This window comes from Streptomyces actuosus (genome assembly GCF_016921115.1).
Lineage (GTDB): Bacteria > Actinomycetota > Actinomycetes > Streptomycetales > Streptomycetaceae > Streptomyces > Streptomyces actuosus_A.
Genome location: NZ_JAFFZS010000007.1, coordinates 202,812 through 215,328 on the forward strand (window position 1 = coordinate 202,812; position 12,517 = coordinate 215,328).

8 protein-coding genes, 1 other RNA gene and 2 pseudogenes are annotated in these 12,517 nt (G+C 71.7%); 9 read left to right on the forward strand and 2 right to left on the reverse strand.

Going from position 1 to position 12,517, the window contains the following annotated elements; genetic code table 11:
- The first annotated feature begins 10 nt into the window (after positions 1-10).
- Positions 11-1,516 (forward strand): bifunctional RNase H/acid phosphatase, encoded by a 1,506-nt coding sequence (locus JS756_RS12190; protein WP_205383067.1) that lies wholly within the window; start codon positions 11-13, stop codon positions 1,514-1,516.
- On the opposite strand, the gene eda is transcribed toward JS756_RS12190, so the two are convergent.
- Both eda and yaaA read right to left on the reverse strand, forming a co-directional pair.
- Positions 1,491-2,162, reverse strand: a complete 672-nt coding sequence (eda, locus tag JS756_RS12195) for a bifunctional 4-hydroxy-2-oxoglutarate aldolase/2-dehydro-3-deoxy-phosphogluconate aldolase (RefSeq protein WP_205383068.1) — start codon at positions 2,160-2,162, stop codon at positions 1,491-1,493. The two genes, JS756_RS12190 and eda, sit on opposite strands and share 26 nt — an antisense overlap.
- A gap of 82 nt (positions 2,163-2,244) precedes the next feature.
- Positions 2,245-3,027 (reverse strand): peroxide stress protein YaaA, encoded by a 783-nt coding sequence (yaaA, locus tag JS756_RS12200; RefSeq protein WP_205383069.1) that lies wholly within the window; start codon positions 3,025-3,027, stop codon positions 2,245-2,247.
- A 324-nt stretch (positions 3,028-3,351) separates the two neighbouring features.
- On the opposite strand from yaaA, the gene JS756_RS12205 reads away from it, so the two are divergent.
- The 8 genes and pseudogenes from JS756_RS12205 (at position 3,352) to JS756_RS12245 (ending at position 12,413) form a co-directional block, all read left to right on the forward strand.
- Complete coding sequence (locus JS756_RS12205; protein WP_205383070.1) at positions 3,352-4,224, forward strand: helix-turn-helix domain-containing protein; 873 nt, start codon at positions 3,352-3,354, stop codon at positions 4,222-4,224.
- 85 nt (positions 4,225-4,309) lie between these two features.
- Positions 4,310-5,026, forward strand: a pseudogene (locus JS756_RS38045) (DMT family transporter); the annotation flags it as partial.
- Between the two features lie 115 nt (positions 5,027-5,141).
- An RNA gene (gene rnpB / locus JS756_RS12220) (RNase P RNA component class A) lies at positions 5,142-5,554 on the forward strand.
- A gap of 1,022 nt (positions 5,555-6,576) precedes the next feature.
- On the forward strand, positions 6,577-8,205 hold the full coding sequence (locus tag JS756_RS12225) for a serine/threonine-protein kinase (RefSeq protein ID WP_205383071.1): 1,629 nt from the start codon (positions 6,577-6,579) through the stop codon (positions 8,203-8,205).
- Between the two features lie 339 nt (positions 8,206-8,544).
- A complete protein-coding gene (locus JS756_RS12230; RefSeq protein ID WP_205383152.1) occupies positions 8,545-8,949 on the forward strand; it encodes a hypothetical protein in 405 nt (134 codons plus the stop codon).
- A gap of 19 nt (positions 8,950-8,968) precedes the next feature.
- A pseudogene (locus tag JS756_RS12235) lies at positions 8,969-10,236 on the forward strand (DNA/RNA helicase domain-containing protein); the annotation flags it as partial.
- A gap of 2 nt (positions 10,237-10,238) precedes the next feature.
- Complete coding sequence (locus tag JS756_RS36715) at positions 10,239-11,402, forward strand: DUF8616 domain-containing protein (protein WP_240203620.1); 1,164 nt, start codon at positions 10,239-10,241, stop codon at positions 11,400-11,402.
- A gap of 21 nt (positions 11,403-11,423) precedes the next feature.
- Positions 11,424-12,413: a hypothetical protein gene (locus JS756_RS12245; protein ID WP_205383072.1), complete on the forward strand. Its 990-nt coding sequence runs from the start codon at positions 11,424-11,426 to the stop codon at positions 12,411-12,413.
- The last annotated feature ends 104 nt before the right edge of the window (positions 12,414-12,517 follow it).

A 12,517-nucleotide genomic window follows, 5' to 3' on the forward strand; every position in this document is an offset into this window, starting at 1 on the left:
GGTTCACGCGGTGCGGGAGTTCATCGTCGAGGCCGACGGCGGCTCGCGGGGCAACCCGGGGCCCGCGGGCCACGGCTCCGTGGTCCGGGACGCGGCGACGGGGGAGACCCTGGTCGAGCACGCCGAGTACATCGGCGTCGCCACCAACAACGTCGCCGAGTACCGCGGGCTGGTCGCCGGGCTGCGCGCCGCGTACAGCCTGGATCCGGAGGCCTCGGTGCACGTCCGGATGGACTCCAAGCTCGTCGTCGAGCAGATGTCGGGCCGCTGGAGGATCAAGCACCCCGACATGAAGCCGCTCGCGGCGGAGGCGGCGCGGGTCTTCCCGCCCGGCCGGGTCGACTACGAGTGGATCCCGCGGGAGCAGAACAAGCACGCCGACCGACTCGCCAACGAGGCCATGGACGCGGGCCGGCGCGGGGAGCAGTGGGACCCCTCCACATCCCGTGCGGCCCTGGCCGCGCCGGCCGACCGGCCCTCCGAGCCGACCGCCCCGCCCGGCGACGCGGCGGCCGGCGCGGCGCGTGCACGAGCCGCCCTGGCGCAGGGGCGGACGGGCCGGGCCGCGCAGCCGGAGGGCCCCGGCGGCACGGCGCAGGCCGACCTGCGTGCCGCACGGTCCGTCGCTGCGGGCGCGGGTCTCGCGGACGCCGCCCGGGCGGCGGCCCCGGGGGAGACGGCGCCGGGCGAGACGGCCACGGACACGGCCGCCACGGACACGACCGTCACGGGCACGACTCCCGCCGAGACGACTCCCGCTCTCCTGCCGGCCGAGGGCACGACGGTCCCTGCCCCGTCGTCCGGTGCCTCGTCGTCCGGCGCGCCCGCCACTGCCGAGGCCGCCCCGGTCCCCGACACCTCCCCGCGCGGCTGGAGCGCGGCCCCCGACCTCGGCGCCCCCGCCACGTTCGTCCTGCTCCGGCACGGCGAGACCCCGCTGACCCCCCAGAAGCGGTTCTCCGGCAGCGGCGGCACCGACCCCTCCCTGTCCGACGTGGGCCGGGAGCAGGCCGATCGGGTCGCCGCGGCACTCGCCCGGCGCGGCACGATCGAGCACATCGTCACCTCCCCGCTGGCCCGCACCCGGGAGACCGCCGGGATCGTCGCCGCCCGCCTCGGCCTGGAGACGGTGGTCGACGACGGGCTGCGGGAGACGGACTTCGGCGCCTGGGAGGGGCTGACGTTCGCGGAGGTGCGCGAGCGCCACCCCGAGGACCTGAACGCCTGGCTTGCCTCGGCGGACGCCGCACCCACCGGCGGCGGCGAGAGCTTCGCCGCGACCGCCACGCGCGTCGCCGCCGCCCGCGACCGGCTCGTCGCCGCGTACGCCGGGCGCACCGTGCTGCTGGTCACCCACGTCACCCCGATCAAGACCCTGGTGCGGCTCGCCCTCGGCGCGCCCCCCGAGTCCCTGTTCCGCATGGAGCTGTCGGCGGCCTCGCTGTCCGCGGTGGCCTACTACGCCGACGGCAACGCCAGCGTCCGGCTGCTCAACGACACCGCCCACCTGCGCTGAGCCCGGCTGCCTCCCGGGCCAGCCGCTCCACCCGGGCCCAGTCCCGCCCGGCCACCGCGTCGGCGGGAACCATCCAACTGCCGCCCACGCAGCCGACGTTGGGCAGCGCCAGATAGTCCGGGGCGGAGGCGGCGGTGATGCCGCCGGTCGGGCAGAACCGGGCCTGCGGCAGCGGACCGGCCAGCGAGCGCAGATACGCTGTGCCGCCCGCCGCGTGCGCCGGGAAGAACTTCATCTCCCGCACCCCGCGTTCCAGCAGCGCCACGACCTCCGACGCCGTCGACACCCCCGGCAGGAACGGCACCCCGGACACCCGCATCGCCTCCAGCAGGACGTCCGTCCAGCCCGGGCTGACCAGGAAGCGGGCCCCGGCCGCGACCGAGTCGGCCACCTGCCCCGGGGTGAGGACCGTGCCGGCGCCGACCACGGCGCCCGGCACCGCTTCGGCGACGGCCCGGATCGCCGCCGTCGCGGGCGGCGTCCGCAACGCCACCTCGATCGCCGGAAGCCCCCCGGCGACCAGCGCCCGCGCCAGTGGAACGGCGTCACCGGCGTCCCGGAGGACGACGACGGGCACCACGGGGGCGAGGTCCAGCACGGAAGAGGGCGCCGGGGTGGGCCGGGCGGCGGGCGGAGGCGCGGGCATGGCGTCATCCTGCCGACGGCGTGCAGGCTGCGCAAAGGATGTTGCGCATGCTGCAACGCTCGTGCCCGGCCCTGCCATGGGCTCAGTGGATCTCCTCCACGAGCACGTCCAGCGACCACGGCCTCCCCGCCCGGCCCGGTGGCTGCGTCTCCACCGCGTACCCGAGGTCGCGCAGCGCCGTCACCAGCTCGGAGGGCCCCTGCGGCACGGCCCCGTCGGTCAGCAGGCTGCGCACGATCCGCCCCTTCGTCGCCTTGTTGAAGTGGCTGACCACCTTCCGGGTCGGCGCGTGCAGCACCCGCACGCTCGCCGTCCGCCCCGCGACCTCGCCCTTCGGCCGCCAGGCCGCCGCGTACGCCGACGAACGCAGGTCCAGCACCAGCCCGCCCCCGGCCGCCTCGGGCAGCACCCCGGCCATCGGCGCCCGCCAGTGCCCCGCCAGCGCGCCGAGCCCGGGCAGTTTCACGCCCATCGAGCACCGGTAGGAGGGGATGCGGTCCGTGACCCGGACGGCACCCCACAGCCCCGAGAAGACCAGCAGCGACCCGGCGGCGCGCCGCTGTGCGGCCGGATCCAGCGAGGCCAGCCCGAGGGCGTCGTAGAGCACGCCGGTGTAGATCTCCCCGGCGGGACGCGCCCCGGCCGTCCGCAGCCCGGCGTTCTTGGCGACCTCACCGCGCAGGCCCTCGCTCAGCCCCAGCACCTCACGTGCTTTGCCCTCGTCCGCCGAGCACAGCTCGACCAGTTCGGCCAGCACCGTCTGGCGCGCGTCGTGCAGCCCCGGCAGCGACAGCGAGCCGAGGTCCAGCGGTGCGCCGCGGTCGGCGGAGGCCTTGCCTTCGGAGGGCGGGAGCAGGACGAGCACGGGATCTCCTTCGGTAGCGCTCCGAGAAGACTACGGGGCACGTCCTCCCACCCCGGCCGTGGTCACGTCCTCCGCCTCCGGCAGTGGTCACCTCCCGCGGACCCGGCATCCCACGCCCACCGCCCGCAGGGCCCGCCCGCCCTGCCGGCCCCGCCCGCGTCCTCTCGCACCCACCGCCGCCCGAGTACCACCACGAGAGCTCCGGCGCCGAATGCGCGGAACCGCACGGTCTCGCCGGACACCGCCGCCTTCGACGCGGTGCGGCGACGCGGTATGGAAGCGGGAGGAGAAGACGTTGCACCCCTGAGAAGGGGGTGCGCGGCGATGAACGAAGGCAGACCGGCGCCGAGCGACGGGGGCGAGCAGACGCCGGCCGGACGCGAGCAGGCCCGATGGACCAGGGCCCGCCTGGGGCGCTGCGGGCCTCCGCTCGACCTGCTGACCGCCCGCTTCGACCGGCACGTCTACGCCCCGCACGCTCACGACGAGTACACCGTCGGCGTCTGCGTCGGCGGCTCGGAGGTGATCGCCTATCGCGGTGGGCGCCTGCACGCGGGTCCCGGCTCCATCGTCGTCCTGTCACCGGGCGAGATGCACACCGGTGGCCCCGCCACGCCCACCGACGGCTACGCCTACCGCGCCCTGTACGCGGCGCCGGGCCTCGTCGGGGACGGCGTCCTCGGCGAGCTGCCGCACTTCCGCGAAGCCGTCCTCGACGATCCCGAGCTGGCCGCGGCCCTCCTCGCCGCGCACGCCGACATCGCGCGCTGTCCCGACCCGCTGGAGGCGGAGTCCCGCCTGCCCTGGCTGCTCACGGCCCTCGCCCGCCGACACTCCACCGCCCGCCCGGCGGGCGACACCGTCGCGGGCGCCGACCGCATCGCCCGGCAGATCCGCGACCGCCTCGCCGACGACCTCACCGCCCCGCCCTCCCTGGCCGGCCTCGCCGCCGAACTCGGCCTCTCCCGCTACCAGCTCCTGCGCGCCTTCCGGACGACGGTCGGCATACCCCCGTACGCCTGGCTCGCCCAGCACCGGGTCACCCGCGCCCGCGCCCTGCTGGAGACCGGGCTGCGCCCGGCCGAGGTGGCGGGCCTCGTGGGGTTCGCCGACCAGGCCCATCTGACCCGGTGGTTCAGGCGGGTGCTCGGGGTGACCCCGGCGGCGTACCGCAACAGCGTTCAAGACGGCCGCTGAACGGGTGGCCGAAACTCACCGCATGACTGCACGTGGCTGGTTCCTGTTCTCCCTGATGGGAGTGATCTGGGGCATCCCCTATCTGATGATCAAGGTGGCGGTGGACGCGGTGTCCCCGTCGACGGTGGTGTTCGTCCGCTGCGCGATCGGCGCCGTGCTGCTCCTCCCCTTCGCACTCAGGCAGGGCGGCCTGCCGCGGACCCTGCGCGCGTACTGGCGCCCCATGCTGGCCTTCGCGTGCATCGAGATCATCGGCCCCTGGTTCACCCTGACCGACGCCGAACGCCACCTGTCCAGCTCGACGGCGGGCCTGCTGATCGCGGGAGTCCCCATCGTCGGAGTCGTCCTGGCCCGCTTCTTCGGCGCCACCGAACACCTGGGCGCACGCCGGGCGGCCGGCCTGGCCCTGGGTCTCGCCGGCGTCGCGGTCCTCACGATCCCGCACCTGACCGGCGGCGACGCCCGCTCCCTCGGCGAGGTCATGCTGACGGTCCTGGGCTACGCCACGGCTCCGCTGATCGCCGCACGTCACCTGAGGGACGTGCCGTCCCTGCACCTCACGGCCCCCTGCCTGGCGCTGGCCGCCCTGGTCTACGCCCCCGCCGCGGCGGCCACCTGGCCGGCCCACACCCCCTCGGTGTCCGTGCTGGCCGCGCTGGCCGGCCTCGGTGTGATCTGCACGGCGGTGGCGTTCGTCGCCTTCCTGGAGCTGATCAAGGAGGCGGGGCCCACCCGGGCCACGGTGATCACGTATGTCAACCCCGCGGTGGCGGTGGCCGCGGGCGCCCTCTTCCTCGGCGAGGACCTGACGGCGTCGATCGCCGTCGCGTTCGCGCTGATCCTGGCGGGCTCGGTCCTGGCCACGGCCGCGGGTCCGCGCGGCACCTCCCGCCGGGTACCATGGTCGGCACGGCAGACGAGCCGGGCGGACGGCCGCGTGGAGTCCCCCTAGGGGACTTCCCGAGGAACGTCCGGGCTCCACAGGGCAGGGTGGTGGCTAACGGCCACCCGGGGTGACCCGCGGGACAGTGCCACAGAAAGCAGACCGCCGGGGATCTCGGTCCTCGGTAAGGGTGAAACGGTGGTGTAAGAGACCACCAGTGCCCAGGGCGACCTGGGCAGCTCGGTAAACCCCACCCGGAGCAAGGTCAAGAGGGGCCGCCTCTCCGCAAGGAGGGTGTCCCTGCGCGGACGTTCGAGGGCTGCCCGCCCGAGTCCGCGGGTAGACCGCACGAGGCCGGCGGCAACGCCGGCCCTAGATGGATGGCCGTCACCCCGGTCTCCGCGAGGACCCGGGGAACAGAACCCGGCGTACAGCCCGACTCGTCTGCCGCTCTGGGCCCATGATCAGCGAACATGTTGGTCATGGCCTCTTATCGCCCGGCTGAGGGCTTGGGCAGACCTCGTTCCGCACTGGTTCGAACCGGGTCTCACGGCCGAGTGCGTAGCCGTGAGAGTGGCCACGGCATTGCGGGGCCTGAGTTTGACGAGGACAGCGCACCCAGTGGGGGGTCGGTCAGGGGAGGCGTCCGGCAGGACGTCTGTCTGAAGCTGTCCCTCCATCTGTTCAGGCTCTTCGAGCTGCTGGCCATACCGAGCCGCAGCGCCCGCCGCCGCTTCGTCGCGCAGGAGGAGCGCAAGCACCGCGCTGGCGTTGACCTGGGTGGCCGGGTCTCGTACGACGGGATGAGGTCATTCATGGTTGGAGAGATGGGCTGGCCATTGCCAGCGCCCGGGGAGGAGCCGGGCCTGTTGCTCGTGCACCCTCACTGTCGATATCGCGCAGTACCGCGGTGACGCAGCCGGCTATGCGACCTGGGCGTCCATGCTGCTTCGGCCGAACCCCAAGTAGCCCTGTGCGGCACGGAATTTGCCCCGTGAGCGTTTACCGGAGGTCGGAACGCAATTGACTCGCCTTCGTCCAGCCGGTCGACGTGGGCCGATGTCCGGTGACGATTCGTCCGGGATGGACTGTGGCCTTGTGCAGCTTGGGGCTCTGCATCCGGCGGGCCCGCCGCCCGGGAAATGCCCTACCCGCGACGCCGGCCCCAACGGGCACGTGGGCACGTCGTGGAAGGTTCCACATGCCGGAAACTTCGAGGTGGGGTGAGGCGTCTGTGCCCGGGGCCTCTTCCCCGTTCCTCGGGAGGGCGACGGACCCGGTTGCCCAGCCGGTGGCTACCGCGCCCGGGACCGGGTCGCCACGGGGTTCGGCGCGACAACACCGAGCAGTCGGCACAGCATGGAAGGGGAGGTCCTCGGCCGCATGACGGCGCGGAAGTGAGGAACCATGGTGAAACATTCCCTTTCCGCACGGTACCCACGCCTGCCCGATCACGTCTCGGGAGTGCCATGAGTGGCGATGAAGAGCGGCTGCTGGCCAGCCGCTATCTCCTCCTCGATCAGCTCGGCCACGGCGGGATGGGCACCGTGTGGCGGGCACGGGACCAGGTGCTGGGCCGTGAGGTGGCGGTGAAGGAGTTGACGGTCAGCGGCCTGCCGCGCGAAGAGCTTGAGGTCTTGAACGCCCGCATGGAGCAGGAGGCACGGGCCGCGGCGCGGGTCAAACACCCGGGGGTCGTCACCGTGTTCGATGTGCTGGAAGAGGACGGTCGACCGTGGATCGTGATGGAGCTGGTCGACGGCCAGTCACTCGCCGACGTCATCGCCACGGAGGGGACACTGCTGCCACGAGACGCCGCCCGACTAGGAACACAGTTGCTGTCGGCGCTGGCCCGAGCGCACCAGCTGGGGGTCCTGCACCGGGACGTCAAACCCGCCAATGTGCTGCTTGAACGCGGCGGACGGGTGGTCCTCACCGATTTCGGCATCGCTGTCATGGGGGGCTCAAGCGGTCTGACCCGCACCGGCGACGTCATCGGTTCGCCGGACTACCTCGCCCCAGAGCGCGCGATGGGCCACCGGCCGGGCCCGGAGTCCGATCTGTGGTCCCTCGGCGTGACGCTGTACGCCGCGGTGGAGGGGCAGTCACCGTTCCGCCGCACCACGACGATGAGCACCTTGCATGCGGTGGTCGCCGAGGAACTGCCGGAACCCCGGCACGCGGGCCCGCTCGCCCCTGTCATAGAAGCCCTGCTTCGTAAGGACCCGAACGAGCGGGCGACGGCTGAGCAGGCTCAGCGGATGCTGGGCGATGTGGCGGCTGGGCTGCCGGTGAGCGCTCCCGCGCCCGAAGCGGCGGAGCACCCGCCCACGGAGGTGGCGCCACCGACGGACAGCGCCGACAAGGAGCGCCTCACCCGGGGACCGACCCAGACGACACCGCCCGCACCGGTGCCGTCACACGGGAGGGGCAACCGAGCCGAACTCGGCTCGGCGGCAAACGAGGAGCATCGGGCGACCACCCCGCCGACCGTACCGGTGCCCCCCGCCGGCCCCCATGCCCATCCGGGTGGAGCGGGCGACGGTCGGCCCAGGCGGCGCAAGTCGCTGCTGATCGCCGGAGGGGCGCTGGCAGTGGCACTGGTGGGTGGCAGCGCCGCAGCTGTGGTGATGACCATCGACTCCCGAGACACCCCGCAGTCCGCACCCGCTACCTCGCAGAGCACGGTCACTTCGCAGTCCACTGTCACCCGGACGGCTACGCAGAGTCCTCCCAGCAAGCCCGCCGAGCCCCCGCCACCGACGCAGTCCAGCCCCGCATCGACATCAGCCTCTCGGACCACCGCCGTCGCCACTCCTGCCCAGCAGGTCGTCGAGGACTACTTCGCCGCCATCAATGCCGGGGACTACGCGCGCGCATGGGACCTTGGAGGGAAGAACCTGGGCGGGTCCTACGATTCCTTCGTCAAGGGCTTCTCCGACACCGTCTCCGACAAGGTCACCATCGAGTCCGTCTCCGGGGACACCGTGACCATGCGGCTCGACGCGTTGCAGACGGACGGAACGCATCTGTTGTTCGCCGGCACGTACACCGTTCGCGATGGCGCCATCGTCGCGGCCGACGTTCAAGAGCAATGACACGTCGCTGAGCGCATCGCAGAAGGCTGAGTTCGTTCCCTTCTGACAGACATCCCAGGCGTGGAGCAGGGTGGAAGAGCAAGGAGCCGCCGACACAGCCGTCGAGTGGGCCGTCCTGCATGTTTACGCAGGTGTGAGCGTCGTGGTCGTTCTCCCCGGCGTACAGCTCGACTCGTCTGCCGCCCCTTCGGGGCAGGCTCCGGACCGAGCCCCCCGCCTGGCCGGGAGCTTCCCGACGAACCTTCCCGGTCGCAGCACCAGGTCGCCGTGGCCGATGTCCGCCACCACATCGAGGTCGACCACCATCCGGCTCGGCAGGCACAGAGAAGATGCGGTTCGTTGGCTCAGGGGGGACTCGATGCGGCCCTCAACTCGTCACACCAGCGGGCCAGGGCCGATGACCCGGACTACCTTGCCTCCTGCCTGATCAACAGGTTCGACACCGGCCGGCACGGCGGCGCCCTGACGATCCGGCTCCGCTGGAGCAACCAGTCGGCCACCCTTGCGACGCTCGCCCCGCTCGCCCCGCTCGGCCGGAACGCCAACGGCGTCGAGGGCCAGGCGGCACCGCTCGGCAGCGGCTGGCCCGGCGTCATCCGCTACGACGGACCCGCACAGGTCGTGGTCGCGCTCGAGTGTCAGAACGCCAAGGAGACAAGGCCCTGCTGGCATACGGCGACCTCATCCGCCGGCCCGAGGACGCCAAGGAGACCGCCCCCGTCCTCACCGGACTCGGCCGAGTGACCACCGAGACCGCTCAGAAATCGGTTCGCTGTTCCTGCACCTCACCGACACGTTCGTTCACATGCACGGCTATCGGCCCGGCCCCTCTGAGGTGCGTTCCTGGGAGCGCAGCATTCCTGTCCTGGCCGCCGCGCTCAACGACGCCGGCCTGGGCGATGTGGAGGTCATGCTGGAGTACGCGCTCCCGCTGAACAGCAAGCGCGCCGACGTCGTCCTCGCCGGAGTGCACCCGGTCACGGGAGAGCCGTCCTACGTCGTGGTGGAGCTGAAGCAGTGGAGCCAGGCGCTGCCCCACGACGACGACCCGACCCTGTGCCATGTCGACGCCTATGCCCAGCCGGTCCTCAACCCCGTGGAGCAGGTGCGCCGCTACTGCGAGTACCTCGTCAACTTCAACGGCGCGGTGGCCGAGCACAGGCACCGAGTGGCCGGAGTGGCGTTTCTGCACAACGCCACCGAGTTCGGCGTGACCGGGCTGCGGGAGATCGAGCGTGACGGTCACGGACTGCTCTTCACCGCGGAACGCCGGGGCGCCTTCCTCGACCACCTTCGTACCAGGCTGAGCGACAAGCTCCCAGGAGCCCGGGCGGCCGACGAACTCGACGCGGGCGCCACCGTGCCGTCGAAACAGCTCATGTCCGTGGCCGCTGAAGACGTGCGCGAGCGCGCACAGTTCGTCCTCCTCGACGAGCAGCAGGTCGCCTATCGCATGGTGCTCAACGCCGTGGAGAAGGCGAAGCACGCCGATCGCAAGGAAGTCGTCATCGTCACGGGCGGCCCCGGCACGGGGAAGAGCGTGATCGCTCTCCGACTGCTCGGCGAGCTCTACCGGCGCGGGGTTCCGGCACTGCACGCCACCGGCTCGCAGTCGTTCACCAAGACGATGAGAAGGTCGCCGGAGCGCGCAAGCGCGAAGTCCAGGATCTGTTCAAGTACTTCAACAGCTTCATGACCGCCGAGAAGAACAGCCTGGGTGCCCTGATCTGCGACGAGGCACATCGCATTCGGGAGACCTCGGCCAACCGCTACACGCGTGCCGAGTACCGTACCGGCAGGGCACAGATCGATGAACTCATCGACGTCGCCCATGTGCCGGTCTTCTTCCTCGACGAGCACCAGGTCGTCCGCCCCGGCGAGATGGGCACCGTTGCCGAGATCGAGGCGGCAGCGGCGAAGCGGGACATCCCCTGCCATGTCGTCCCGCTGGACAGCCAGTTCCGCTGCGGTGGGAGCGACGCCTACCCGCGCTGGGTGGTCCGCCTCCTCGGCCTGGAGCCGGGCGGCCCGCCGTGACGGCCGCCGCGAACAGGTCGGCGCGCGGCATCATCGAGCACAACAAAGGCGAGGCGATATCCGCCTTCGACGACCCGTTCTGGCGCCGCTACTACCACGACGGTGACGGCTGGTTCCAGGACATGACCGATGGCGCCCGCGACATGGCCAAGGCGCTCGACCAGTACGCCGACGTCGTCCACAAGGCCGTCAAGCATCTGGAACACGAGCTGGAGATCGTCGGCGCCACCATCGTGGCCGGCACAGCCCTCGCGGTCTTCACGCTCGGCATCTCCGAAGGCGCCGCGGCAGCCGCCACCGCCTCGATCCTGGAGCTGTCCGCCACGCTCGGCGTGACCGTGTCCACCGAGATCGCCACCATCGCCGGCACCACCCTGGCCACGGCCGCCATCGGTGGACTTGAGTCGATCACCGTCGACCTCGCCGTCACCCAGCCCGTCGCCATGGCCACCGGCGAGAGCAAGGGCCTCAGCCTCGACGAGGTGAGCGACGCGGCCCGCTACGGCATGGAGTTCGGCGGTGCCTTCGGAGCAGGTGGGAGCACAGCCCGAATCGTCGCCGAGAACGGCGGAGTGGAGAGCCTGTTCAACGGCTTCCGGCTGAACGGCGCGGCCCTCGACGAGATGGGCAAGTCCCGTGTGTGGAAGCTGATCCAGTCCCCCGACTCGAAGATTCCCGCCGCACCGGCGCGGGCCGGCGACTACGCGTTGGTCTCGGGCGACCCGGTCTACTTCGGCAAGACCACCACCACGGTGGGCTACGACGAACGCACCCTGAGCAACCTGCAACGGGTCGCCCGTGTCCCCGGCGTACACGACGTGGTCGTCCACGGCACGGACGAGGGGGTTTTCGTCCCCGGCCGCATCAACGCCGCGGGGAAGACCCTGACGGACTTCGAAGTGCACCCCAACCACATCGCGGACGCGATCCGCAGCAATCCCCACTACCACGGTGAACCGGTGCGCCTCATCTCCTGCTACTCCGGCGCCGACGCGAGACCGCCCGAGCTGCCCCTCGCGCAGTCCGTCGCCAACGAGCTCGGCGTGCCCGTGACGGCACCCACGAGCAAGGTGGGAACGTCCCCCCAGCTCGGCCTCAACCAGACCCCCACCATCGGCAACAATGGCTACTGGCGCACCTACCTGCCCATGGCCCACTAGGGCAGGCTCACAGGAGTGGAAATGATCAAGCGAGCGGGCTTCTATCGGGAGATCGGCGGCCGGGCCACCACGGCAGACGGTTCGCCGTCGCTGCGAGATGCCGTACAGGACAGTGGGCCCTGGGACGAGGACCGTATCCTCGCCTACCTGGGATCGGCCCTGGAGATCTACACCACGATGGGCGCCGAGCGCGACGTCCTCACGGGCGAGGAGTGGATCGCCGGCTCCGGATCCCTGATGACAGACGGCACCTGGCTCTGGCCCGTCGATCTCACGCACTACGTACGTCGTCACCACGCTGCACTGCCGCAGGAGTTCCTGGACCACATCCGCACCAACAACTACACGGTGCCTGTCGTGCCCGACGAACAGGCCAGGCACATTTTCCAGGAGGAGTTCCCGGACCACGCCCCCGCTGCGGCCCCGTCCAAGACTGCGGGCTTCTTCACCTGGTACGTGCCGAAGCTGGACAGCGCGCGTGCCCGTCAGCTCCTCACACATCTGGAGAACGCCGGGCTCTCCGCCGTACATCCGCTGACCCGTGCTCTCTTCGGGGTCTGTGAGACGCCGGTCGGAAACCGTGAGCCGCTGACGGGTGACGGCGCAGCCCTGGCCGCCGCCTTGGCCGACGATCGATACGCGAAGGCCGAATTCACCTGCTGGAAGGGCTACGACCAGTCCCTGACCGGCATCGTGCGACGCACGGACGAGACGACGCAGAGCATCACGCTGCGCCTCACCGACGTCCCCGTGTCCGACCGCGAGGAGGCGGTCGCGGCACTGGTGCGCACGCTCGATCAGGATGCGGCCGACTGTCGCGGGTTCGTCATCGACCGAGCCGGCGTTTCGGCCTCCCAGGACTGGGACCGCATCCTCGTCGGCGACGGAGGGCACTTCACCGTGTGGCCCGACACCGTCGGCATCCTCCGGGACCGCGTGGGCAGCCACCCGGAGCTGGCCGGCAGCAAGCCGACCGCCTACGGCCCGCTCGACGTCTTCCACCGGGCGTGAACCTTCGCCTGCCCTACCGGCCCCGGCACCGGTCCGACGGTCCTGATCGGGGTTCCGGCCGTTCAGGGTGGGGACGCTGTCGGTTGATCGATCGTTACCAGGGC

Coding starts and splice junctions, on each gene's coding strand:
- JS756_RS12205 (WP_205383070.1), top strand. CDS start 3,352: ATGAACGAAGGCAGACCGGCGCCGAGCGACGGGGGCGAGCAGACGCCG.
- eda (WP_205383068.1), bottom strand. CDS start 2,162: ATGCCCGCGCCTCCGCCCGCCGCCCGGCCCACCCCGGCGCCCTCTTCC.
- JS756_RS12225 (WP_205383071.1), top strand. CDS start 6,577: ATGAGTGGCGATGAAGAGCGGCTGCTGGCCAGCCGCTATCTCCTCCTC.
- JS756_RS12245 (WP_205383072.1), top strand. CDS start 11,424: ATGATCAAGCGAGCGGGCTTCTATCGGGAGATCGGCGGCCGGGCCACC.